This is a genomic window from Devosia sp. MC521 (assembly GCF_014127105.1).
Classification (GTDB): Bacteria; Pseudomonadota; Alphaproteobacteria; order Rhizobiales; family Devosiaceae; genus Devosia.
This window is the reverse complement of record NZ_CP059902.1, coordinates 1,960,095-1,984,839: the sequence shown is the minus strand read 5'-3', so window position 1 is coordinate 1,984,839 and position 24,745 is coordinate 1,960,095. Positions and strand designations below refer to the sequence as shown.

General features: G+C 58.2%; 21 protein-coding genes. 14 read left to right on the top strand and 7 right to left on the bottom strand.

Annotated features, from left to right (window positions below; genetic code table 11):
• Positions 1-50: 50 nt before the first annotated feature.
• Positions 51-713 carry a L,D-transpeptidase gene (locus H4N61_RS09400; protein ID WP_182393867.1) on the bottom strand — a complete coding sequence of 221 codons (663 nt, stop codon included), beginning with the start codon at positions 711-713 and terminating at the stop codon, positions 51-53.
• A 180-nt stretch (positions 714-893) separates the two neighbouring features.
• On the opposite strand from H4N61_RS09400, the gene H4N61_RS09395 reads away from it, so the two are divergent.
• Positions 894-1,421, top strand: a complete 528-nt coding sequence (locus tag H4N61_RS09395; RefSeq protein WP_169196410.1) for a hypothetical protein — start codon at positions 894-896, stop codon at positions 1,419-1,421.
• A 30-nt stretch (positions 1,422-1,451) separates the two neighbouring features.
• On the opposite strand, the gene H4N61_RS09390 is transcribed toward H4N61_RS09395, so the two are convergent.
• The 4 genes from H4N61_RS09390 to H4N61_RS09375 all read right to left on the bottom strand — a co-directional run bounded on the left by H4N61_RS09390 (position 1,452) and on the right by H4N61_RS09375 (position 4,961).
• A complete protein-coding gene (locus H4N61_RS09390; RefSeq protein ID WP_169196411.1) occupies positions 1,452-1,853 on the bottom strand; it encodes a VOC family protein in 402 nt (133 codons plus the stop codon).
• 217 nt (positions 1,854-2,070) lie between these two features.
• The gene (locus H4N61_RS09385; protein WP_182393866.1) at positions 2,071-2,919 is read right to left on the bottom strand and encodes a hypothetical protein; all 849 of its coding nucleotides are present in this window, start codon (positions 2,917-2,919) and stop codon (positions 2,071-2,073) included.
• 6 nt (positions 2,920-2,925) lie between these two features.
• Complete coding sequence (locus H4N61_RS09380) at positions 2,926-3,804, bottom strand: 2-dehydro-3-deoxygalactonokinase (protein ID WP_182393865.1); 879 nt, start codon at positions 3,802-3,804, stop codon at positions 2,926-2,928.
• Positions 3,805-3,809: 5 nt separating this feature from the next.
• Positions 3,810-4,961 carry a mandelate racemase/muconate lactonizing enzyme family protein gene (locus H4N61_RS09375; protein WP_182393864.1) on the bottom strand — a complete coding sequence of 384 codons (1,152 nt, stop codon included), beginning with the start codon at positions 4,959-4,961 and terminating at the stop codon, positions 3,810-3,812.
• Positions 4,962-5,089: 128 nt separating this feature from the next.
• Here H4N61_RS09375 and H4N61_RS09370 point away from each other — a divergent pair, with 128 nt between their 5' ends.
• From H4N61_RS09370 to H4N61_RS09335, 8 genes are all read left to right on the top strand, one after another.
• The gene (locus H4N61_RS09370) at positions 5,090-6,820 is read left to right on the top strand and encodes an SMP-30/gluconolactonase/LRE family protein (protein WP_182393863.1); all 1,731 of its coding nucleotides are present in this window, start codon (positions 5,090-5,092) and stop codon (positions 6,818-6,820) included.
• Between the two features lie 14 nt (positions 6,821-6,834).
• Positions 6,835-7,929 carry a sn-glycerol-3-phosphate ABC transporter ATP-binding protein UgpC gene (gene ugpC, locus H4N61_RS09365; RefSeq protein ID WP_182393862.1) on the top strand — a complete coding sequence of 365 codons (1,095 nt, stop codon included), beginning with the start codon at positions 6,835-6,837 and terminating at the stop codon, positions 7,927-7,929.
• Positions 7,929-8,732 carry an SDR family NAD(P)-dependent oxidoreductase gene (locus H4N61_RS09360; RefSeq protein WP_182393861.1) on the top strand — a complete coding sequence of 268 codons (804 nt, stop codon included), beginning with the start codon at positions 7,929-7,931 and terminating at the stop codon, positions 8,730-8,732. Before ugpC ends, H4N61_RS09360 begins: the two co-directional genes overlap by 1 nt.
• A gap of 76 nt (positions 8,733-8,808) precedes the next feature.
• The gene (locus tag H4N61_RS09355) at positions 8,809-10,077 is read left to right on the top strand and encodes an extracellular solute-binding protein (RefSeq protein ID WP_182393860.1); all 1,269 of its coding nucleotides are present in this window, start codon (positions 8,809-8,811) and stop codon (positions 10,075-10,077) included.
• A 62-nt stretch (positions 10,078-10,139) separates the two neighbouring features.
• A complete protein-coding gene (locus tag H4N61_RS09350) occupies positions 10,140-11,075 on the top strand; it encodes a sugar ABC transporter permease (RefSeq protein ID WP_182393859.1) in 936 nt (311 codons plus the stop codon).
• Positions 11,075-11,911 (top strand): carbohydrate ABC transporter permease, encoded by an 837-nt coding sequence (locus H4N61_RS09345; protein WP_182393858.1) that lies wholly within the window; start codon positions 11,075-11,077, stop codon positions 11,909-11,911. The genes H4N61_RS09350 and H4N61_RS09345 overlap by 1 nt, the downstream gene beginning before the upstream one ends.
• Positions 11,908-12,819, top strand: coding sequence for a dihydrodipicolinate synthase family protein (locus H4N61_RS09340; protein ID WP_182393857.1), 912 nt, complete (start codon positions 11,908-11,910; stop codon positions 12,817-12,819). The genes H4N61_RS09345 and H4N61_RS09340 overlap by 4 nt, the downstream gene beginning before the upstream one ends.
• A complete protein-coding gene (locus tag H4N61_RS09335) occupies positions 12,819-14,000 on the top strand; it encodes a mandelate racemase/muconate lactonizing enzyme family protein (protein ID WP_182393856.1) in 1,182 nt (393 codons plus the stop codon). The genes H4N61_RS09340 and H4N61_RS09335 overlap by 1 nt, the downstream gene beginning before the upstream one ends.
• A 241-nt stretch (positions 14,001-14,241) precedes the next feature.
• Here the strand turns inward: H4N61_RS09335 and H4N61_RS09330 are convergent, their stop codons facing one another.
• Positions 14,242-14,913, bottom strand: a complete 672-nt coding sequence (locus tag H4N61_RS09330) for a hypothetical protein (protein ID WP_182393855.1) — start codon at positions 14,911-14,913, stop codon at positions 14,242-14,244.
• 301 nt (positions 14,914-15,214) lie between these two features.
• Positions 15,215-15,949, bottom strand: coding sequence for an SDR family oxidoreductase (locus tag H4N61_RS09325; protein WP_248310138.1), 735 nt, complete (start codon positions 15,947-15,949; stop codon positions 15,215-15,217).
• A gap of 714 nt (positions 15,950-16,663) precedes the next feature.
• Here H4N61_RS09325 and kdpA point away from each other — a divergent pair.
• Genes kdpA through H4N61_RS09300 form a run of 5 tightly spaced genes read left to right on the top strand, consistent with a single transcriptional unit; the run spans position 16,664 to position 24,417 of the window.
• On the top strand, positions 16,664-18,373 hold the full coding sequence (gene kdpA, locus H4N61_RS09320; RefSeq protein ID WP_182393853.1) for a potassium-transporting ATPase subunit KdpA: 1,710 nt from the start codon (positions 16,664-16,666) through the stop codon (positions 18,371-18,373).
• 11 nt (positions 18,374-18,384) lie between these two features.
• Entirely contained in the window at positions 18,385-20,448 is a 2,064-nt protein-coding gene (kdpB, locus tag H4N61_RS09315) for a potassium-transporting ATPase subunit KdpB (RefSeq protein WP_182393852.1), read from the top strand.
• Positions 20,449-20,460: 12 nt separating this feature from the next.
• A complete protein-coding gene (kdpC, locus tag H4N61_RS09310) occupies positions 20,461-21,048 on the top strand; it encodes a potassium-transporting ATPase subunit KdpC (protein WP_182393851.1) in 588 nt (195 codons plus the stop codon).
• 4 nt (positions 21,049-21,052) lie between these two features.
• Positions 21,053-23,731 carry a sensor histidine kinase KdpD gene (locus H4N61_RS09305; RefSeq protein WP_248306502.1) on the top strand — a complete coding sequence of 893 codons (2,679 nt, stop codon included), beginning with the start codon at positions 21,053-21,055 and terminating at the stop codon, positions 23,729-23,731.
• Positions 23,728-24,417, top strand: a complete 690-nt coding sequence (locus H4N61_RS09300) for a response regulator (RefSeq protein WP_182393850.1) — start codon at positions 23,728-23,730, stop codon at positions 24,415-24,417. The genes H4N61_RS09305 and H4N61_RS09300 overlap by 4 nt, the downstream gene beginning before the upstream one ends.
• Positions 24,418-24,745 lie beyond the last annotated feature (328 nt).

Below are 24,745 nucleotides of genomic sequence, written 5' to 3'. Positions count from 1 at the left end.
GTCGATAGACTGCTAAAAGGCCCCCGCAGGGGCCTTTTGTGTTTTGGCGACTAGGCCTTGAGCACCACAACCTTGGTGCCGACCGGGGTTTGGTCGAACAGATGCTTGGCGTCTTGCGTGAGCAGGCCGACGCAGCCACTGGTGATGTTCTTGCCGATCGTCTCCGGCATGATGGTGCTATAGATGGTGTAGAGCGTGTAGCGCCCATCTTGGTACAGATAGAGCACCCGTGCCCCGAGTGGATTATAGAGGCCGGGGGCCATGCCGCCTGCATATTTTGCCACTTCAGGTTGGCGGGCGATCATTTCGCGGGGCGGCGTCCAGACCGGCCACTCGGCCTTGCGGCCGATGTAAGCGTCGCCATTCCAGAGAAAGCCTGCGCGGCCAACATTGGCGCCGTAGCGCGTTGCCATGCCGTTCCCCTCGATGCGATAGACATAAAATTTTCCCGGGTCGACGATGATCGTTCCCGGCGCTTCACTGGATTTATAGGCGACCGTGCGGCGCAAATACCGTGGGTCGACCTTGTTCAGATTGACGGCCGGGACCGGAAAACGTTCTTTGGGCAGAGGACCATAGGCGAGCAGAGCTTCCTCGTGAGACATGCCACCGCCCATGCTCGTGCACCCGGCCAGCGTCAGGGCCGCTAACGACGCTGCGCCAAACAGAACATGGCGACGATTAAGTCCGATATTGGAGTGTTCTTCGGTCATATGAGACTCGTCCTCAAGCCAAGCTTGTCCTTTGATGAGAAGGAGAGTGTTCTGCTCTCGAACTCTTGGCAAGTGCTCTGAAATTATTTGATCGGCGCAACAGGCGCCGTGTGCGACTGGGTCATCACCTTTTGTTGGCTCGCGAAAATTGAAAGAGAATTTTAGCGGTTTTGGGGGCCAGTGAACCTGTTGATCACTCACTGGTTTGCCATGCGTATTTTTGCTGCCGCAGTTCTTTCTTTGGCTTTCACCGCGCCGCTCATGGCCGATGAGCTTTGGCGCTATGAGGGCGGTGCGACGCCCATTGCGTGGTTCGAGACAGACAAGGCCCAGTTTCAGTTTGCGTGTCGCGGCGGAACGCTCACCATGGGTTTTTGGGTGAAGTCACCGGACAAGGCTGTGGTGGGTGCGAGTTCGATCAGCGTAGCGATTACCCCGGACGCGGCTACTGGAAGCCGGGTGTCCTCTGGGGGTGGAACTAGCTTTGCGCAGGATATGCCGCTGGTGCATCTGGAGGGGAGTTCGGTGATCGTGCGGGGGCCCGTGGCGCGGCAGTGGGCGCGGATTGCGCAACAGGCGCGGGACAGTATGCGGGTTGCCTTTGTGCGTACGAAAGGCGGAGGGGCTTTTGATCAGCTTGATACGCATGTGTTTGGTGCGCGTGGCTCCAAGACGATGATCGGCAAAGTCTTGGAGACATGCGGCTGAGGTTCGGCTGATCCCGACGGGCAGAGTGTCTTATGAGTCTGCGGTCTCTTGGCCGATGGCCCAGGTGACGCCGAAGGGGTCTTTTAGCTGACCATAGATATCACCCCAAAATTGCTTTTCGAGCGGCTGGCCAACTGTGCATCCTGCCGCCAAGGCGCGGTCCCACCACATCTGAGCGTTGTCGACGTGAATGTGCAGGTTGAAGGCCTGCGGCGGGACGGCGGGATAGCCGTAGTCGGGAAAGAAGTCGCTGAGGAAGATCGGCGTTCCGTTGATGTCGATATGGGCATGCATGATCAGCTTGCCGTCGTCGCTTGGCAAGGCGTGGCGCTCTATCGCGCCAAAGGCGGCCTTATAGAACTCGATCGCTTTGCGTGCGCCATCGACGCTGAGGTAGGGCGTGACGCCCCCAAATTTGCTCGCGGTATCCATCGTGTTGTCCTCCTTGGCGAGCAGCCTATGCCTCTGTTTGGGGCATAGCAATATTGCGTGGCGTGCCACGGGCTCAGAGCTAAAAACGTGAACATGCGCCGCGTGGCTGAGAGCTCACGGGTCGAGATATTGGCCTGAGGCGACTGTTCTTTGGATTGCTCCGGTAAGTGCAGAGCCCTCGGGTCAAGCCCGAGGGTGACGGCTGGAGGAATGAACGTCAGTTGCGGTGGATATTGATGCTCATCATCACGGCGACGCGCTGCTGTGGCATCAGGAGCGGGGTCGTGCTCGCTTTGAAATTCGAGTGATTTGGGGCAGCTGTTGTTGGCTCGAGGCAACAAAACCCGGCCGTGCTCGACGGTGAGAACAGATGAAGAATTGGGGCGTCGGATTGCAGGGTAACCGTGCGCTCGCCGAGGTTCAGGACCGCAGTCCCGTTCCAATTTAGAAAACTATTGTCGATCCGATTTTGAGGAAGCTCGGTCGCTATCGAAAATGCATTTTCGGCATCTGTGGTGTGTGTAGGCAGTCCAGCAGTATCGATGACCACCTTGCTTTGGGCATCGAACTGCAGGGTTGCGTGGCTGGTCGCGACGAACCAAGGGTGCAGTCCGATACCGAAGGGCATGCCTTCGGGTCCGGTATTTGTCACCTCAAGTTTTGCGTCCAAGCCATTGTTGGTCAACGCGTAGGTGACTTGGGGGTGGTAGTGAAAAGGCGCTTCGGTGGTGGAGCTTCGGGAGAGCACTAGTCTGTCGGTGGTACGGCGCTCCTCTGTCCAGTGTGATTGAAACGCAGTGCCGTGCAGCGGCAGGGGGAAGTCGGGGAGATTGGGGCGGACAGGGTAGAAACGGCCATTTGCTTCAAAACCACCATCGCCGATGCGATTGCACCAAGGCGCCATGATGATGAGGGCTCTGTCGAGGGGTGACTGTGGGGCGGCACTGGCGGGGCGCAGAACGTCCTGCCAGCCAATGTTGGTGCGCGCTGCGAACTCTAGCAAGCCACCACCGTCGAGGGTTGCCACAAGACGACTTGTGCTCGTTTCGAGGGTGATGTTTGCCATGGCCGCTTACTGCTTTAGAATTTTGGCAAAGCCATAAGCGGCGTTTGCAGCGCGCGTTGGTGAAGCAATTCCAAAAGCGGCTAGGGCTGTCCGGTATGCGTCGGCGATTGGTGACTGTCCGAGGACAACGATCTCGCTTGGTTGCGACTTGCCACTGAGCGCTTCAACGATCTCGCAGCCGATGATGAGGCCTTGCAGGTAGTCTGCAATCCCCGCAGCGGGGAGTTGGTCAAAAAGAACAAGTGACCGGGCGGAGAAAATGCGTTGTAGGACGCCGCCGGGCAGAGCTCGCTTGTCGCGGGCAATTGCTAAGCCTTTGTCGAAGCCTTCCGGCGAAGGGGTGTAGTCCGCGGGAATAAGCTTGGAGACTAGGGAGTCTTTCCGCAGCAGATTGAACACTTCGCCGGACATATAGGTCGTCAGGTCGGTGATCGCCTCGCCATCTGTCGTGACCCACTTGCTATGGGCTCCGGGCAGAATAATGGCTTTGGGCAAGCTGCCTTCGATGCCAAAAATGGCCATCTCCTCACCGCGCATCACATCCGGCAAGGGGAGTGTTCGGGCGAGGCCTGGAAGAAAGAAGACAGTCGGTAGGCCGTCAGGACGTGCTTCTACCGCGGCCTTGATGAGGTCCTGCGGTCGTGCGGGTAGGGTTGCAAACGGAGACTCGAGCCAGCCTGTGCGGCTGGTTGCCATGCCGGAAATATAGATGGCGTCCACCTTGGTGAGCCAATGCGCGAGTTCCTCGCGCACGACGCCGGCAAAGTCTTTGTTGGTGACGCTATTTACCCCGCGCGGGCACTGATGCTCGCCTTGGATTGTGCCGGATTGGTCGAGAAGCCACGCATGAAAATTCGTGGATGTCCATTCGATTGCTAAAAACATGTCAATCAATATGCAGGTTTAACAGGGAACCAGTCTTTGCGCTCAGTATCGAGATAGGCCCCGACAATGCCGTCGACACGGTAGCGTTCTAAGGCAGCCTCATCGATGTCGACGCCCAAGCCTGGGGCTTCTGGGATGGCAAATCGGCCGTTGCTCAGTTTTGGTGCATTGGGGCTGATGTCGTCGCCGAGATAGGCGCGCTCAGTGTCTATCGCCAAAGTCATATTCGGCAATGACGCTGCCAAATGTATATAAGCCGACTGAGAGAGAGCCAGCTCCGCCCCGGAATGTAAGGTGACAGGGATGCCCACAGCCTCGCAGATTGCAGCAGCTTTAATGGTCTGCCAAAGCCCGCCGGCTTCATGAGGATCAAGCAGCACCACGTCGGCGGCGCTCGCGCGGACGATATTGCCGACATCGGCAAGCGTATAGGCGCTCTCGTCTAGGGCGATGGGAACTGGCTGATTGGCGACCAATGCGGCATGGCCATGCAGGTCGTCGAGTTCTAGGGGTTGCTCGACATAGGCTGGGTCGAACTGGCGAAGTTTCTCAAGCTGACGCTTTGCCGTCCCGGGAGTCCAGGCGCCGTTTACGTCGAGGCGGAGGGGGCGATCCCCGATAACTTTACGAGCGGCCTCAGCGAGGGTGAGGTCGGTCTTTTCATCGAAGCCAATTTTGACTTTGAATGTCTCATAGCCCGCATCCAGAAAGCGCTGCAGGCGTTCCGATAAGCTGTTTGTGTCACTGGTGAACAGATACGCCGCGGCCTCAACATCTTTGCGCCACTTGCCGCCCCAGAGAGCATAAAGTGGCAATTGCGCTTGTTTGCCAAGGGCATCCCACATTGCCATTTCAAGGGCGGCAATGGCCATAACCGCGGCGCGTTTGTGGTGATAGAACCCAGCGCCCAGCACGTGGCGATGTAAGCGTTCCACATCTGCAACCGGATAGCCGATGGCAAGTGGTGCAACGATATCGGCAAAAACTGCGGGAACATTGGCGATGAGAGAGATGGTTTCTCCATAGCCGATAATGCTGGTGTCCGTCTCTATACGGCAGACAAGGCGCGTTGTGCCGATGCGGCGTCCTGAGCCCCACAAGATGTCTTCTGTGAAGGGCATGCGGACGAGCCAATGGTCAATTTTACGGATGTGCATCTTCACTCCCTAGGACAAACTGTCCGATGCATGATTGACATGGAACTTAGTTCCAAGATATCCAAATGACAACACAGCAAAGCAATCGCTGTATAGATCGTCAGCAACTGACGGTTCCGGGAGAGGTTATGGCGAACGCGCAAGAACATGCGGTGAGCATTGGCAAAGAGGGTGATGGCGATGTGCCGTCCACCCCTGGCGTCCAGGCTTTAACGCGCGGCGTCCAGATATTGGATATCGTCGCCAATGCGGCAGTAGGGCTGCGGTTTACCGAATTGCTCGAACAAACGGCGATGCCGAAGGGTACGCTGCATCGGCTGCTGCAGGCTTTGGTCGAAGAGAACCTGCTCACCTTCGATAGCCGTCATCAAAAATACCGTTTGGGCGCGCGGTTGTTTCAATGGGCGCACAAGGTCTGGGATGACTTTGACCTGCGTGGTGCTGCTGAGCCAGAGCTCGAGCGCCTTCGCGATATGACCGGCGAGGCCATTCGGCTTGGGGTCATGGATGGCCAAAGCATACTCTACATTGACCAGCGTGAAGTGCCGCAGCCATTGCGTCTAAACAATGGGGTTGGCAGTCGGGCGGCGGTTCACGCGAGTGGTCTGGGGAAAGCCATTCTTGCCCATTTGCCACTTGAGAAGCGCCGGGCGCTGTTGGCAGATTCAAATCTTGAGCGCTTTACCGACAGTACAATTACCGATCCGGAAGAACTGGCGCGCCAGCTCGATCTGATCAAAGCGCGTGGCTATGCTGTGTCGGTGGATGAGCAGCATGTCGGCATTTCCTCGGTCGCTGCACCAGTTTTGAACCATCGTGGCGAACCTATTGGCGCCATTGGCATAATCGCACCTACATTCCGGCTCCCGCTTGATCGCCTCCATGCTCTTGGGCGTGATGTGATTGAGGCTGGACGTCGCACATCTGGTAACTTCGGAGAGTTCGCTATGTCGCTAGGCATCCAACCCCGTCCACTTGGGGTTGATCGCGCCGACGTGCGGTGTGTGATCCCGGCAAGCTCCTTCCTAGGGGAGGGGCCGTATTGGTCTGCCGAGGACAAGAAGCTTTATTTCGTCGATATTCTGGCGCCGTCGGTGCATGCGGGTGACCCAGAAAAGGGCACCTATACAAGTGTCACCGTTCCGGAGCTGGTTGGCTTTATGGTGCCACGGACGCGTGGCGGTTTTGTCGCCGGTATGCACGGCGATATTCGCGGCATCGATATGCCCACAGGCAGTGTCACAACACTGGCGCGGTTGGAGGCAGATCGTCCGGGCAACCGGTTTAACGACGGCAAATGCGATCGCAAGGGGCGTCTTTGGGGCGGTACTTTGGCCATCGACACATCACCGGATCAGGGTCGCCTTTGGCGTTTGGACCCCGATGGCAAAGCCTATGAGATGGATCGTGGAATCCATGTTTCAAACGGGCTTGATTGGAGCCCGGATGACAAGACGTTCTACTTTACCGACACAGCCAAGCAGACGATCTACGCCTATGATTTCGATCTGGAATCCGGTTCGATTTCAGGCCGACGGCCCTTCGTTGTTGTGCCTGAATCTGAAGGCAAGCCGGACGGGCTAACTGTCGATGCTGAAGGTTTCCTTTGGGTTGCCCATTGGGATGGGTGGTGTGTCACGCGCTATGACCCAGAAGGCAAGGTTGAGCGTGTCATCAACCTCCCCGTTCCACGACCAACATCATGCGTTTTCGGTGGCGAGGATCTGCAAACCTTATTTGTTACCACCGCTCGAATTCGTTTGTCCGCTGCCCAGCTTGCGGACGCCCCTCTCTCCGGAAGCGTGTTTGCGATTGATACGGGCATTAAAGGCCTGCCGAGCAACATGTTTGCGGGCTGAACGAAAGCACTAAAATGGCAAAGCTTGAACTTAGCGGCATTAAAAAATCCTTCGGCGCAACCGAGGTGCTCAAGGGGATCGATCTTACCGTAGAGGACGGTGAGTTCGTCGCTTTCGTTGGCCCGTCGGGATGCGGTAAATCAACCTTGCTGCGGTTGATTTGTGGCTTGGACGAAATCACCGCCGGCAAAATAGCGATTGATGGGGAGATCGTGAATGATGTCGCCCCGGCAAAGCGCGGTATCGCCATGGTCTTCCAGAGCTATGCCTTGTATCCGCACATGTCCGTCGCAGAAAACATGGGCTACGCGCTTCGCCTCGCGGGTGTAAGCAAGGATGAAATCAAGGCACGCGTTGAAAAGGCGGCCAAGGTTCTGCGTATTGATCACTATCTGGATCGTAAGCCGCGCCAGTTGTCTGGTGGTCAGCGCCAGCGTGTAGCCATCGGACGTGCAATCGTTCGCGAGCCGAGGATTTTTCTGTTCGACGAGCCGCTTTCGAACCTGGATGCTTCCTTACGCGTCGAGATGCGGATTGAAATCGCACGTATGAAAGAACGTCTGGGCACGACCATGGTGTATGTGACCCACGACCAGGTTGAAGCGATGACGCTTGCGGACAAGATTGTCGTACTGCATGGCGGCGTGGTTGAGCAGATTGGCTCGCCGCTTGAGCTGTACAATGCGCCGCAGAACCGCTTTGTCGCGGGCTTTATCGGCAGTCCCAAGATGAATTTCTTGCAATTGGGCAGCAAGACTGGTGACGGGCGGCATGAGGTGTCGGGCGGCATTGTTACGGTGCCTGCAGCGCTCCGAGATATTCCAACTGAAGTTGGTATTCGCCCGGAACACATTGATCTTGTAGATCTTTCGAAGCCACATGCGCTCTCCGGCACGGTGACAATGACCGAGCATTTGGGCAGTGACACATATGCTTACGTGGCGCTGACAGGCAGCGATGACGTGCTCGTCGTTCGTGTCGCTGGCGAGCGTGCCGTGCGTAAAAATGAAACCATCGGTGTCAGTTTCGATGCCACGCTCCTGCATGTCTTCGGCGCTGATGGGCGCACTTTAGCGTCGGCGCGCCCGGTGGCTTTGGAGGCCGCGTGATGGTGCACGAAGAGCTTATCGCAAAGGTTGATGTCGAGGTTGCGCGTTATCCGAGCTTGGCCGGAAAAGCCGTCCTAATTACGGGCGGCGGGTCGGGTATCGGGGCTTCGTTGGTCGAACACTTTGCAGCGCAAGGATGCAAGGTTGGCTTCATTGAGCTCGATGCAGCAGTTGCAGAAAATTGCGCCGTGTCGGTCGAGCAGAAGACGGGCACGCGGCCTGACTACGCGGTTTGTGACCTCCGCGATATCGAGGCAATGCGCCGATCTATTCTGGCCTTGAGCGAGAAGATCGGGACGATTTCGGTATTGGTGAACAATGCCGGTAACGACGATCGACTGGTGATCGAAGAGATCACTCCCGACTATTGGGACGATCGGCAGAACACGAATTTGCGACACCAGTTTTTCGCCGTTCAAGCTGTGATTGACGGCATGGTGAAGCTTGGTGGTGGCACGATCATCAACATGGGCTCGATCTCGTGGATGCGCGGTGCCGCGGGGCTCGTTTTCTACACCACAGCCAAGTCTGCGGTGATGGGAATGACGAAGTCGCTCGCAAGAGAATTGGGGGAGCGCAACATTCGCGTGAACTCAATTGCACCCGGCTGGGTGTTGACTGAGAGGCAAGTTGTTCGCGCAAAAGCGATCTATCAGGGAAAGTTTCAAGAATATCTGCAGGTTCAATGTTTGAAGGAACATCTCCTGCCACCTGATATCGCCCGCATGGCCCTGTTTTTGGCTGCGGATGACTCAAGGCTCATTACGGCGCAAACCTTCATCGTCGATGGTGGTGCTGTGTAACGGCTACGAGGCCGTTGGAGGGCCTCGTCTACGTGTTTTCTTGAATGAAACTAAGTTCCAAAGGGAGGGACGTTTTATGAAGAATTTTAAGAGTGCCATTGGCGCGGTCGCTATGAGCACGGGGCTGCTGATGTCTTCGGCTTACGCCGCCGACGTAAGCTTTATGAGCTTCACCTTTGCGGAAGAGGCCAATACCACCACCGTACAGGCTATGTTGGATGAGTTCAGTGCCGCCGAAAACCTCACTGTCGAGCCGTTGGGCTTTGCCTGGGGCGACATGCAGAAGAACATTTTCTTGCGCGCACGTTCTGGCACGTTGCCAGATATCGCCCAGCTGTCGGAACGTTGGTTGCCGACCTTCGCCAGCCTTGAAGCTTTGGTCGACCTGAACACCGTTTACGGCAAGGAAACGCTCGAAGCGACTTTCGCCGCTGACGCGCTGGCGATGGGCAATGTGAATGGTAAGCAGCTGGCGCTGCCGCTGATCTCGGGCTCGATTGGCCTCGTGGCCAACAAGGCGGTGCTGGAACAGGCTGGCGTTGAGGCACCGAAGACCGTGGCCGAGTTCAAGGATGCGCTGATTGCTGTGCGCGACAACGTCCCGAACTCCGTTCCATATACAATGGCGACGAAGAACAATGGCTCGATCCTGATCGACTTCATGATCTGGAATTGGGTCCACGGTGGTGCCATCATTAACGCCGATGGACAGGCTGTCGTCGACACTGCCGAAAGCCGCGCGGCTCTGCAATTTATGGTCGATCTCATGACCGAGCGCCTTGCAGCTCCAGAAATTGACCGTCCAGATAGCCGCCGTTTGTTGGCGCAAGGTGCTTCGGCCTTCTATTTCGACGCGCCGCAGACGCGCACCTTCTTGCGCGACTTCTCCGGTCAGGGCGAAGCCTTTGACGTCAACGTGCTGCCGGTTACGACGCCAGTTCTGGCCGAAGGCGACCAGTCGACATCAGTTCAGTGGGGCCATCTCTTGGTGCAGTTTGCGCCGGGCGCGACCTCGACTGCAGAGGCTCCTGCTGCCAAGTTCCTGAGCTATCTGACCTCCGATGCGGTTCAGACCAGCTTCCCGCTCAAGATGAGTGCGCTTCCGGTCACCAATTCGGCGCGTGCCGCTGTTGCTGACGATGCGTATCTCTCGGCTTGGGCCGCTGCGACAGGTGCGTCGCGTCAGAACGAAGTCGGCATCTGGTCCAACGCCGCAGACCTCACCACCATCGTGGGCGAAGAAGTGCAGGGCGCGTTGCTCGGCCAGAAGTCAGTCGACGATGCGATCGTGGCGATGCAGTCCCGTCTGGCTGAATCCATGGCCAACGCTACGCCTGCCAACTAATTCGAAACTCTATCTCTGAGCCGGTCGCCACAGGCGGCCGGTGCCTGATGCTGAGGACATTCATGGCCACTTCGGATGACACTTTATCTGACTATCCCGTTTCACCCCTTGCCAATCGGCGGGGTCTGAAAGGCGGGCAGTCCCGCGTTGGCCTGCTGATGCTTCTGCCTGCAGCATTGGCCTTCTCAGCGATCATTCTTTATCCATTCTTGCAGGCGCTGGGACTATCGATGTTCCAGTACACCGTGGAGATGATGTCTCCCCGCTGGAACGGCCTTGGCAATTTTGCCAAGCTGCTCGCGGATCCTGCGGTGTGGAATGCATTCGCAACGACAGCAGTGTATGTGACGTTGACTACTGTTGGCACTTTGATTATGGGGCTCGGTTGGGCGCTTATCGTCAACCAGCCATTCCGCGGTCGCGCCGTATTGCGCTCGCTCTCGCTCTTGCCCTGGGTTCTACCCTCGACCGTATCCGCCTTTATTTGGGGCTGGATCTTCAATTCGCGATATGGCGTGCTCAATGCCTTTCTGATGCAGATCGGCGTGATTCACTATCCGCAGGCCTGGTTGTCGACGCCCCAAGGGGCAATGATGGCTGTGGTGTTGACCAAGGTCTGGCTGTCTATACCGCTGTTCATGGCCTTCTTCCTGGCTGGTCTGCAGAACCTTGATCGGGAGCAGATTGATGCGGCCCGTGTCGATGGTGCTGGCAATTTCGCCATCCTGCGCGACCATATTCTGCCGCACCTGCGGCCGGTTCTAATCATCGTGGTCGTGCTCGGTGTTATCGGCAATCTGCAGCAATTCGACACCATTTATGCGCTCACCGGTGGCGGTCCTGTTCGTGCAACAGCAGTGCTCTCAGTCGAAGTCTACCGCCGTGCTTTCGAGCAGTGGGATATCGGCATCGCTTCCGCAATTGGCGTGCTGTGGGTCGCTACACTCCTGCCACCGGCCTTCCTCTATCTGCGCATGCTGGTCAAAGGGAACAACTGATGTTTGACCTGTCCTCAACTACGGCCAAGGTCGTTTTTGGCCTCGCCTTAGCATTCATTGGGTTCTTCCTGTTCTTCCCGCTGTATTGGCTGGTGATCTCTTCACTCAAGGGCAATGCTGAACTCTATCAGGTCGTCCCGACAGCCTTCCCGGTTATGCCGACGCTCGACCATTTCGTTGCGGCGATCACCCGCGGCAAGCTGCCGATGTACTTGTGGAACTCCCTGGTGACGTCTGGTGCCAGTGCTCTCTTGGTTTCGGTACTGGCCATTTATGCTGGCTATAGCTTTGCCAAGTACAAGTATTTTGGCCGTCAGCCGGTTATGCTCTTCATGTTGAGCGCGCAGATGTTCCCATTTGGCCTTCTGCTGATCTCGCTCTATCCGATGATGAGTAGCCTCAATCTTTTGGACACTCAGCTCGGCTTGGTCTTGAGCTACATCGTCTTCGCACTGCCAGTGTCGACCTACATGCTCTATAGCTACTTCTCGCAAGTGCCTGATGAGTTGATTGACGCGGCTCGCGCCGATGGGGCGAGCGACTTGCGCATTTTCCATACGATCGTCATTCCGATCTCTATCCCGCCGATTGTGACGGTGTTCCTCTACTCCTTCATGTGGAGTTGGAACGACCTTCTCTACTCGATGACGCTCATCGTGTCTGACGACAAGCGCACCATCGGGCCGGGCCTGCTTCTGACCTATCTCAATGAGGTCAATTCCGATTGGGGTGGCGCTATGGCCGCTTCGCTCATCGCCTCTGCCCCCATCGTTATCGCATTCATGTTTCTCCAGCGCTTCTTCATCCAAGGCGTGACAGCCGGAGCTGTAAAATGACTAAGACACTTGCCGGCGCTTTTCCGGTGCTTCCAACGCCATTCGCCGCCGATGGCCAGATCGACAAAGCCGACTTTGCCTCGATCATCGACTTCGTTGTTGAGAGTAATGTGGACGGGGTGGTTTATCCCGGGGTTGCCAGTGAAGTGGAAACTCTCACTTCTGATGAACGTCGCAGCCAGATGTTGTTCCTTGCCGAACGATTGGCTGGTCGCTTGCCGATCATTATCGGTGCGAGTGATCCTGATCCTGCCGTCGCGGTTAAGCACGTGGCGCAGGGCGGTGAGATTGGCGCTGCGGCCGCCATGGTGATCGCCCCTTTGGCGATCGGCAATGATGTTGCGGCTCAGATCGCGTATTTCAAGGCGGTTTCGGCGGGTGCTCCGGTGCCGATTATGCTCCAAAACCAGCCCAAGCCGATTGGCGCGGGCTTGTTGCCCGAAGAAGTTGCAGAGATCGTCAAGGCCGTTCCTGAAATCCGCTATGTGAAGGAAGAAACGGCGCCATTTGGCCAAAATCTGACGCGCATTAAAAACGCCGCTGGTGACTCTGTCGATGCTGTCTTTGGTGGGGCAGGTGGGCGCTACGTGACGGACGAACTCGCCCGCGGCGCAGCTGGCACGATGCCTGCATCAGAGATTGCAGACATTCACGCTATGATGATCCACGCTTGGCAGAAGGGCGATCGCGAGACCACGCGCCGCCTCTACAATATTTCGCTGCCCTTGCTAAATTACCAGGCGATCTTCCGTATGCATCTCACCAAGGAAGTGTTACGCCGCCGTGGCGTGATCAAGAATGTATTTGTGCGCGCCAAGGGACCAAAGTTCGACGCCGACGATCTCATCGAACTGGGAAATCTTCTGGACGACGCTGATCTGCCGTTCACCAACCATAAGATTGTGTGATGCTCAAACACGTCGACGCTATCGTCAAGGTTGAGACCTTCATCATCTCCATTCCGCGAGAGGTGCCGTATCTCGGCCCCCTCAAGTCGGGAGAAGCGATCAACGAACGGGGCTACCTCGTTCGGAAAGGGAACCGCACAATCTACCCGTCAACGGATATGACACTGCTGGTCAAAGTGACTGGCGAGAGCGGTGTGGTTGGCTGGGGAGAGTGTTATGGCATCGTCGCTCCTGAGGCGACAAAAGCCATCATTGATGATGTTCTGGGGCCAGTGATCATCGGCCGAGACCCGGCGGACGCTGTCGTCATTCACGAGGATCTATATGATCTTATGCGGGTGCGCGGCTTCTTCGGAGGCTTTTATCTTGATGCTTTGGCTGGCGTAGACATCGCCCTCTACGATTTGGCCGGTAAGGTGCTCAATGTATCGGTATCGAGCCTACTAGGTGGCCGTCGTCACAATACTATTCCCGCCTATGTTTCCGGCTTGCCCAAAGCCACGATCAAGGAACGTTGCGATCTCGCGGTTGAGTGGGTCAGCAAAGGCTACAAAGGCATCAAGTTTGCGGCAGCTGTATCTGACGAAGGGATCGCTGCTGAAATGGCAGCCCTTCGGGAGGCGGTCGGTCCTGATATCGACATCATGGTCGACCTGCACTGGAAGTTTGAAGCCGCCGAGGCCGTGCGGCTCATTCGTCGTCTAGAGTCGCATAACCTCTACTTTGCGGAGGCTCCGGTACAGCCTGAAAATCTTGAAGGTCAGGCGTGGGTCGCCAAGGGCATTGGTGTGCCCCTTGCTCTCGGCGAAGAGCTTCGCACCACTTATGAGTTCCGTCCGCGCTTTGAAGCTCGGGCCATGAGCATTGTGCAGCCGGAAATGGGGCATACCGGCATTACCGAGTTCGTTCAGATCGGTCGTATGGCGCAGTCATTCCACATGAACGTCATTCCGCACGCCTCGATCAGCGTCGGCATTTTCATGGCGGCAAGTTTGCAGGTCGCCTCCACTCTGCAGAATGTGCCTTATCACGAGTATCAGCACTCAATCTTCGACCGGAACCTTGCGCATACGGTGGGTGACATGGGCTGCGCCAATGGTGCTTACACTGTGCCAACCGGGGCAGGGATCGGCGTTGAACCGCGGGACGAGCTGTTCAAATACGTGGTCCGCAAGATCTAGCAGGCAAAGGGACCAAGATATTCTCGCCGCTCCAATCCAACGATGCGCGGCGAGGATTTTTCGAGCGAGCGTGCTCATGGACCAAGATTGTTCTTCAGCGATTGGACTGGTTTGCGTTGCCTGAGGTTGAGGAAAAAGGGCGCCGGGCTTAACGCAATTGAACGGGTCGCTCCTCGACCCAAAAGCCGAGGTGGGTGTCGTTCTGTTGGAGCGCGACCCTGTGAGCGGCCGCGTGCGAGTTTTAACCCGGTAGCAAACTGCCTGTCGTGATCACCCGCATATCCAGTGCCTCCATGAGATATTCCTCCGCCGTGACCTCGCGGCCAAGGCCCAGCCGAGCTGCAATCTCGCGCCAGCTTCTGTTTTCCAGCGCCTTGCGCGCCCCATAGGTCTGCCCCGGTTCGGGCAAATCCGTGGCATAGCCATAGGCATAGTCTACAGCGATCGTGCCGCCGACGGTCACCCCGATATCGGCGCCGATATAAATCGGCGTCCTAAAATCCCCTCCGACAAGCAGCGCCGAATCCGCTCGCCCCGCATAAACCCAATCCTCCACGATCAAGTCGCCGGTCACAATGATGATGCTGGACCATTCATTGATCAGCGTCTTGCAGCGCACATCGCCAAAGACAATCAGGGTCGCATTGCCATCTGCACCGTCGCCGCCTTGCGTAGACACCAGACCGTCGACAGTAAGGTGCCCATCCACGGCGGTGATCAGGCTCTGCGGCTGAAAATCACCGTCTACCCGCAAGTCGCCCGCCTGGTAGCCCGCCGCGATATCGGCCAGCGGCATGCCCGCCGGGGTAAGCTCGAAGCGCCCTATATAGTCGCCAAGACCTGCCGGCAGCAATGCGGTGCGCCGCGCAACTTCAGCAAGCCATTCTTCCGCCGAAACAGTTTTCAACGCCACCACAATGCTCCTGCCTGAACCCCGCGGAACGGTCGCCAGCAAAAACGGCTTTTTAGCGGCTGGTTTTGGCCTGGGGTTTTGTCGGGATATTCTGGATCCTTCTCATCGAAAGTTCGGTATGCCCTGCGGAAAGGCGGCCAACCCGCGCACGATCCCATTTGAGCTAAGCCGGTTTCCATGCCTGACGCGCCGGTCTACCATCGACGCAAGTGCGGTCATCTATCCCGTATTCGAAGGCCTCGAAAGCGGACGATGATCAGTCGTGGTAAACGGACGCTGTCGATTGGGTTTGCAACCAGAACTACAGCAGAAAATCAGAACGGCTACGCTCGATCACGATTTGCCGCAGCGATACGTTTGCAGGTGCGGATAGGGCGTAGAGGATCGTTTCAACCACGTCCTTGTTGGATAGGCCTTCCTCTGCTGCACGTGTCCTGTTCCATTCCGCTGTAGTGGGCGATACGTCCTCAATGACACCCGGATATACCGATGTAATCCGCACCGAGGTTCCTGCCAGTTCCTCTACCAAGCCTTGCGTAAACCCATCTTGCGCGGCCTTTGCTGCCCTGAACGGAAGCGAGGCCCCAACAAACCTAGCATACTGCAAACCCGACATCGAAACGACGTTATGGATATCCGCGTGCGGTCGAACCTTCAACAAGGGCAGAAGCTGTCTGGTCAACGTCATCGTCCCTGTGACTGTCGAGTTCACAACGGCCGCGATTTGCTCGTCGGTGTGATCTTCCAAACGGCCAGATGTGAACTGCGCCCCGTTGTTGACCAATATGTCGATGTCAGGATGAAACGTGACTATTTGGTTCGCCGCAGCCTGGATGGACTGAGATTGCGACAGGTCACAGACAAAGCTATCGACCTGTGGCCCGCCGTTGCCAACAATGACAGCAGCGACCTCTCGCAACATGTCGGAGGAGCGGCCGAGTAGTATGGGAATTGCACCTTGAGACGCAGCCACGATGGATAGAGCTCGGCCAAGTCCTCGGCCCGCTCCAGTTATCACAATCTTCCTACCCCGCATCGACGTCACCTAGGCCAACTGCTGTAAAGAACGAAGTCAGCATATCTTGAATTCGCGAACAAAACCTGCCAGTCCGCAATCCACCCCATTTGTGCCATCCATCCCTGCCTGATGGCGGCTTTGGGGGGCGTTGAAGGGCATCTGATGACCGAAATGGGGCGTTAGCTGTCAAAATGGTTGACGGTACTTGAGAAGGGGCCGCAGCATTGATGTCGCGAGATTTGAGATCGGTTTGAGTGGCTTGGTCTGCTCTTGGGAACTCGCTAGAGCGGCACCAGCGTCTGAAAGAGGGGCAGTAAGCTGACGGTCGGGTAGGGGTGCTGGCTTCGACGTGAAATGCCAAGGAGCCAAAACCCGCCTGAGCGACGGATAAGCGCGATCTTCCCAGAGGCCCATAGACGTACGCCCTCTTGCTCACTCCCGCGTTCTAAAAATTTATGCAGGCTTTATGCGGATCGCGTGGTTCCACATGGAATTTTTACGCGACGATAATCGAATGTGCGGGCCTCTCAACGGAGGACGTACGTATGTTGGACATCATCTATCTGGCGCTTGGGGTGGGGTTTTTCGTCCTCACATTCGCCCTCGCGCGGCTTTTGTCGCGGGTGTAGCGCCATGCTGACCTGGCTTTGGGGGCTCGGTGCCCTCGCGATTGCCGGCTACATGGTCATCGCCCTGTTTCGGCCCGACAAACTTTAGCGGAAACTTTTCAAAATGAACTGGCAAGGCTGGGCGGAAATCGCCCTGACCCTTGGTCTCGCCCTCGCTTTGGGCTGGCCACTGGGTATTTTCATGTCGCGCGTCTGGAATAGGGAAAGCACCTGGCTTGATCCGGTGCTGAAACCCGTTGAGCGCGTGTTCTATGCGGCCTCCGGCATCGACCCTAACAAGTCGCAGGGCTGGCTCGGCTATGGCGCGTCGCTAATCGCCTTCAATCTCTTCGGCTTGGTCCTGCTCTACGCCATGCTGCGCCTGCAGGGCATTTTGCCCTTCAATCCGCAGGGGTTTGCGGGCGCCTCACCGGACCTGGCGTTCAACACGGCGGTGAGCTTTGTGACCAATACCAATTGGCAGAGCTATGGTGGGGAAACCACTATGAGCCACTTTACCCAGATGGTTGGCCTGACGACGCAGAATTTTGTGTCTGCAGCGACGGGTGCCGCAATCGCAGCTGCGCTGGCGCGGGCATTTATAGGCAATCGCGAGACCGGGCTGGGCAATTTCTGGGCCGACCTCGTGCGCACAACCCTCTATGTGCTGCTACCCCTCTCGATTGTTCTCGCTGTGGCCCTGATCGGCCTTGGCGTGGTCCAGAACTTTGCCGCCACACTATCGGCGACAACGCTCGACGGCGCGAGCCAAACCATTTCAGTGGCACCAACTGCGAGCCAGTTGGCCATAAAGCAGTTGGGCATCAATGGCGGCGGTATCTTCAACGCCAATTCGGCTCATCCGTTCGAAAACCCCACCCCGTTGACCAATCTGATGACCGCCGTGGCGATCAATACGTTGGGCTGGGCAGCATTCTTTGCCTTTGGCCGCTCGGCTTTTGCGCGCAAGGAAATTCGGGCTCTGGCGACTGCGGCCATTCTGATCCTCGGTGCAGGCGGTGCTGCGATCTATACCGCTGAAGCCCAGCCCGCTCCGGCTCTCGCGGCGGCAGGGATCGAAAGCCCGGCGAACATGGAAGGGAAAGAGACCCGTTTCGGCATTGCTGGCACTGCCGCGTGGGCCGCGCAGACGACAGGGGCTTCCAATGGCTCGGTCAATGGCATGCATGACAGTTTGATGCCGCTTGGCGGTGGAATGGCGATGCTGTTGATGATGCTGGGAGAGATCCTGCCTGGAGGCATTGGTTCGGGCATTGCCATCATGGTGGTCATGGCCATGCTGTCTGTGTTCGTGGCCGGTCTCATGGTTGGGCGCACGCCAGAATATCTGGGTAAGAAGATTGAGGCGCGTGAGATCCAGTTTGCCATGGTGGCCCTGCTGGTCGCGCCGCTCTCGACGCTGGGCTTTTCGGCGCTCACCGTGGTTTGGCCGGGTGGGCTCTCCAGCCTCTTCAACCCCGGCGCGCATGGCCTCAGCGAACTGCTCTATGCCTTCACGTCAGCCACGGCCAATAACGGCTCAGCTTTTGGCGGCATCTCGGCCAATGTGCCTTGGTGGAACACCACACTTGGCCTCGCCATGCTCCTTGGTCGCTTCATTCCGATCGTGGCTGTGCTCGCCATTGCTGGGAGCATTGTCGCCAAGCCGAAACTGGCCCCGAGCACTGGCACTCTGCCGACGACGGGCGCGCTGTTCATTGGCCTGCTCGTCGGGGTCATCATCATTCTCGGTGCGCTGCAGTATTTCCCGGCGCTCGCCCTTGGCCCGATCGTAGAGCACTTCCAAGTGCTTGAAGCGGTCGCGGCAAACTAAGGTCTCGTCACATGTCTACGATGGAATTTGGAATTGAAGGCAAAGGACACACCCGGCTTGCCGGTGGTCTCAATGCCGCGACGCTGGCCCGTGCATTGGGCGACGCCTTTATGAAACTCGACCCCCGAAAGCTTTATGGCAATCCGGTGATCCTTGCCACCGAACTCGTCGCGGTTCTCGCGACAGTTTCGGCTGCGATTGCGATTGGCAGTGGGACCAATGGCGGCTTTGCCGTCGCCATTGCCCTGTGGCTTTGGGCAACCGTGCTCTTTGCCAATTTTGCCGAGAGCATTGCCGAGGGGCGGGGCAAAGCCGCCGCCGACTCCCTGCGGGCAACGCGCACGACAACCAAGGCCAAACTGATCGTCGATGAAAAGCAGGGACTTGTGGTGCCGACGCCGGCCCATGAACTGGGCCTGGGCCAGACTATTCTGGTCGAAGCAGGCGACGTCATTCCGGTCGATGGGGAAATCATTGAAGGGGTGGCCTCGGTCAACGAAGCGGCGATTACGGGGGAAAGCGCCCCCGTCATCCGCGAGTCTGGTGGCGACCGTTCTGCCGTTACGGGCGGAACAACGGTGGTCTCGGACTGGATCAAGGTTCGCGTGACGGCGCGCCCCGGCTCGACCTTCCTTGATCGGATGATCGCCATGGTAGAAGGCGCCGATCGGCGCAAAACACCGAATGAAATTGCACTGGCTGTGTTGCTGGCGGGACTGACACTGATCTTTCTGATCGCCGTCGTCACGCTTCTGGCTTTCGCCGCCTATTCAGGCATCGATCTTGATCCTGTTGTGCTTGGCGCGCTCTTTGTCTGCCTGATCCCCACCACCATTGGCGGCCTGCTCTCGGCTGTCGGCATTGCTGGCATGGATCTCCTGCTCAAGGTCAATGTGTTGGCGACGTCCGGTCGTGCCGTGGAAGCGGCGGGTGACGTCGATACGCTGCTGCTCGACAAGACCGGCACGATCACTTTCGGCAATCGCATGGCGACCGAAGTCATTCCGGCTCCGGGGATCAGGGAAGACCTGGCGTTCCGGGCTGCGGTCATGACCTCACTCGGAGATGAGACGCCTGAGGGCCGCTCGATCATCGAACTGGCGCGCAATAAGGGCATCAGCCTTGACGCGCCTGCTGACGGTAAGATCATTCCGTTCACGGCGTCGACCCGCCTATCGGGCATTGATACGGACGGCAAACTCTGGCGCAAGGGGGCGGTCGACGCGATCTTGAAGCTGACGGGCAAGAGCGATACCGACGCTCCAGCCCAGTTCCGCCAGGTGGTGGATCGGATCGCGCGCAGTGGTGGCACGCCGCTCGCCATTGCCGAAGGGAAGACGCTGATCGGCGTCATTCATCTCAAGGATGTGGTCAAACCCGGCGTTGCCGCGCGTTTTGCCGATCTTCGGAAGATGGGCCTGCGCACAGTGATGATTACGGGCGACAATCCAGTAACGGCTGCGGCCATCGCGGCAGAGGCGGGTGTTGACGATTTCCTCGCGGAGGCGACGCCCGAGGACAAGCTGCGCCTCATCCGAGAGGAACAGGGTAAGGGGCGTCTCGTGGCCATGTGTGGCGATGGCGCCAATGACGCCCCCGCTCTTGCTCAGGCCGATGTGGGTGTGGCCATGCAGACTGGGGCACAGGCGGCCCGTGAAGCGGGCAATATGGTTGATCTCGATAGCGATCCGACCAAGGTCATCGAGATTGTTCAAGTCGGTAAGCAGATGCTCATCACGCGTGGTGCGCTGACGACCTTCTCCATTGCCAATGATGTCGCGAAGTATTTTGCCATCATTCCAGCGCTGTTTGTGGTAGTGTTGCCCGAGCTGCAAGCGCTCAATGTCATGGGACTGGCCAGCCCGGAAAGCGCGATCCTCTCAGCGGTCATTTTCAACGCGCTGATCATTGTCGCTCTCATTCCGCTTGCCCTTCGCGGCGTCAAATACCGCGCCATTGGGGCCGGTGCGCTGCTGTCGCGCAACTTGGGCATCTATGGGCTCGGAGGTCTTATCGCCCCCTTTATCGGCATCAAGATCATCGACATTGCCATCACCGCAGTCGGGTTCGCATAAGGAGCAACCACAATGCTGAACCAAGCAAGACCAGCTATAGCCTCTATGCTCTTGTTCTCGGCCATTCTCGGAGGGGCCTATCCGGCCCTCGTCACGGCGGCGGGCGGGGCGCTGTTCCCCCAGCAGGCCGAGGGCTCGCTCGTGAGAAACGCGGAGGGGGTAGTCGTCGGCTCAAAACTCATCGGGCAGGTGACGACAGGGCCAGCTTATCTTTGGCCACGGCCTTCGGCGGCTGGCGATGGCTACAACGCCGCTGGCTCCTCCGGGTCCAACCTTGGCCCACTCAATCCTGTCCTTATCGAGCGGGTCGCGGCCGACGTCGCTGCAATTCGGGCCTACGCGCCGGTTGGGGCGATCCCGCCAGACGCGGTGACCACATCTGGTTCGGGGCTTGATCCCGAAATATCGCCGGAATTTGCGGCACTGCAAGTGGATCGCATTGCGGCAGCGCGCGGTATAGAACCGTCTGAGGTGGAGGCCGTTGTCGCCGAGAATACGGCGGCACCCATCTTAGGATTTATCGGCCAAACGCGCGTGAATGTGTTGATGACCAATCTGGCGCTGGACAGCGCCTATCCGCTCCAACCTGCTGCAGAGTAACGACGTGCAAGACATCCGGCGTCCCGATCCCGAAGCACTCCTCGCTGAAACGCAGAAGGCGCATCGGGGCAAGCTCAAGGTTTTTCTGGGCATGGCGCCGGGTGTCGGCAAGACCTACGAAATGCTGCGGCAGGCGCGACGACGCAAGATGGACGGGCTCGATGTTGTTGTCGGGCTCGTCGAGACGCATGGGCGCAAGGAAACCGAGAGCCTGCTGCGGGGCATGGACGTGCTGCCGCGGAGGCCCATCGAACATCGCGGGCGGACGCAGCTCGAATTCGATATCGACGCGGCGCTGTCGCGAAAACCCGAGCTGCTGATCGTCGATGAATATGCTCACACCAATGCCTCGGGTTCGCGCCATCCAAAGCGCTGGCAGGACGTCGAGGAATTGCTGGTTGCTGGGATAGACGTGTGGACGACCCTCAATGTTCAGCACCTCGAAAGTCTCGTCGACGTCGTGCTCAAAATCACGGGGGTGCGGCAGCGCGAGACCGTCCCGGACGGCGCGCTATCGCGGGCCGATGATATCGAGGTCATTGATATTACCCCGGCCGAACTGCGTGAACGCATGGCGGCAGGGAAAGTCTACGTGCCCGAGACGGCGCGGCTGGCCGCTGACAATTTCTTCAAACCCGAGAACTTAACGGCGCTGCGCGAATTGGCACTGCGGCGCGCGGCGCAGACGGTGGACGATCAGCTCAACGCGGCGATGCGGGTGAAGGGGCTTGAGGGGCCGTGGGCGGCGGGAGACCGCATTCTGGTGCTGGTGGCCGATGATGGTATGGCGAGCGCGCTGGTGCGCCAAGGGCGGCGGCTGTCAGACACAATGAAAGATGCGCCTTGGATCGTGGCGCATATTACGCGGGGAGGGGCGGAGGATGGGGACGCAGGGACCAGCTCCAAGCTGATGGATGCGCTCAAGCTTTCGGAGCAGCTGGGCGCGACCACGGTGGTGCTGAATGGCGCTGATCTGGTGGCTGCGGCGCTTGCCTATGCGGGCCAGAACAACGTGACACAGATTGTCATTGGCAAAGGACGGGACAGCCGTTTGCGGGAAATGTTCGGTCTCTCGCTGGCGGCCGAATTGCTGCGTGCGGCGCGGGGTGTGTCCATTCATGTGGTCACTGAACCGGGCGAAACTGAACTACGGCCGCGACGTGCCTGGCAGCAATTGGTAAAGCGGGGCTGGGCGCCATATGCCATTGGACTGGGCTATGTCGGCGTGGCAACGGCACTGGCCTATGTGCTGGATCTGCAGTTCGAGCGGGCCGATCTGGGCATGATCTTTCTGGCCGCTATTCTGGCGGCGGCGGTGGTGCATGGACTGGCGCCGGGCTTGGTGGCCGCGGTGTGCGCCTTTGCCATCTACAATGTGCTGTTTTTGAGCCCGCGCTATAGCTTTGCTATCGGGTCGCCAACCGATCTGCTGACGCTGATGGTCTTTCTCGCGGTGGCGCTGGCGACGGGTGTTCTGGCTGGCCGCTCTCGGGATCGGGCGCGGGATGCCCAACGGCGGGCGAGCGATGTAACGTCGCTGTTGGTGGCCACACGGGCGTTTTCGCGCGCGCCGACCAAGGCCGAGGCCGCGAGGGCGCTCGCCGAGCAGACGACAGCGGCGACTGGCGCTAAGTCGATCGTGCTACTGCCCGAAAATGGAGAATTGGTGGCCGTCGCTGGTGCGCCGGAAGCGCAGGAGCTGGGCGCAGGGGCGATGGCGGCGGCCCGTTGGACGTGGGAGCGGGGTGATCCGGCAGGGTACAACACGGGCACGCTGCCGCAGAGCAATTGGGCATTCCGACCGCTACGTGGGGTGCAGAACCGCACGGGCGTGGTTGGCATTGAGCGCGTGGCGACGGTGCCGGGGTCGGATCAGGAAAAGCTGCTGACGGCAGTGGCTGATGGCGGCGGCATTGCAATCGAACGGGCGGAGTTTGCAATGCATGCGGTGGAAGCTGAGACGCTGCGGCGGGTGGATCGCTTCCGGACGGCGCTGCTCAATTCGGTGAGCCATGATCTGCGGACGCCTTTGTCCACCGTGTTGGGATCGTCCTCGACGCTACTTGAGTTGGGTGACAAGCTAGCGCCAGCCGTCCAACAGGACTTGCTTCTTTCCATCCGCGAGGAGGCCGAGCGGCTCAATCATCATATCCGCAATTTGCTGGACATGACCCGGCTCGAAGGTGGCGGGGTGACACTGCGGCTTGAGGATAGTGACATTGAGACAGTGCTGCGCGCCGCGACGGCCCGGTTGAGCCGCAGGCTGGGAGAGCACTCGATCACCTATGACTTTCCCGTAGAACTGCCCAAGGTCACCATTGATCCGGGGCTGTTGGAACAGGCGATCGTCAACATCCTTGAAAATGCGATTGCATACTCACCCGACAATACCGAAATCAGCATTGCCGCTTATGAGGACCGCAAGAAGATCATCGTTAGCATCGAGGATGAGGGCAAGGGCATTCCCACCGACGAGCTGGAGCGCGTGTTCGACAAGTTCCGGCGGCTCGAGGAACCAACGGATCGCAGCAAGGGCGTGGGGTTGGGACTATCAATTTCAAAAGGTTTCATTGAGGCTATTGGCGGATCAATCGTCGCCGCGAGTCCCATCCATGGCGACAAGGGAACGCGCATGCTGATCGCCCTCAAAAAGTCTGCAGCAGACATTTGGAAAAGTAAGTGACACAAGCGCTCGCACGTATTCTGGTTATCGACGATGAGCCGCAAATCCATCGCTTTCTGGGACCAGCGCTGGAAGCCGTGGGCTACCACCACCGTCGTGCTGACAACGGTGCGCAGGGGCTGCGGGAAATTGCCCAATGGAGCCCAGATGTGGTGATCCTTGACCTTGGCCTGCCGGATATGGACGGTAAGGATGTGCTGACGCGGGCACGGGTCTTTTACGAGGGGCCCATTCTGATCCTCTCGGCGCGTGACAAGGAAGGCGAGAAGATCGAAGCCTTGGACAGTGGCGCCAACGACTATATCGAAAAGCCCTTCGGCATTGGCGAGCTGCTGGCGCGCATAAAAGTGGCGCTGCGCCCGAAGACTATTGTGCAGTCGCCAGCATCAATCGTGCGTTTCGGAGACGTCGAGGTGGATCTCGACATGCGCTACGTGACCCGCAGTGGCGCGCGGGTGCATCTGGCACCCAAAGAATATGCTCTGCTCACACGACTGATTTCAGGCAATGGCAAGGTGCTTGCTCACAAGGAACTGCTGGTGGCGGTCTGGGGCATCGCGCACACGGAAGATACCCAGTATCTGCGTGTCGCCATCGGCCAATTGCGTCAGAAGCTGGAGGCTGAACCCGCCGCGCCAGTCTACATCGTCACTGAACCGGGCATAGGTTATCGGCTCAGACGGTGACACAACAGATTTTGTCTGGTCTTCGGTGTTTTAAGAGGCAACGCCAAAGTCTGAAATGTGAGGCGTCAACCGCCCCATTTCGGTCATCCGGCATGGGTTTGATGCACCATAGGCTTGCCGCATAGCATCAACCAAGCAACGAGCAGCGCTCATCGCTATTCAAAACACCGATCTGTGCCAAAGCATCTGAAGACGAACAATTACATTGCCCTTGGAACTGAAATATTCGCGAGATTAGATTGAGTGTGACGCCGTTTGTGTAATGTGCACACCAAGCGGCTTAAAGACAAAATAACTGCAATTATGTCCTGCGGCGAATACGCTGTTC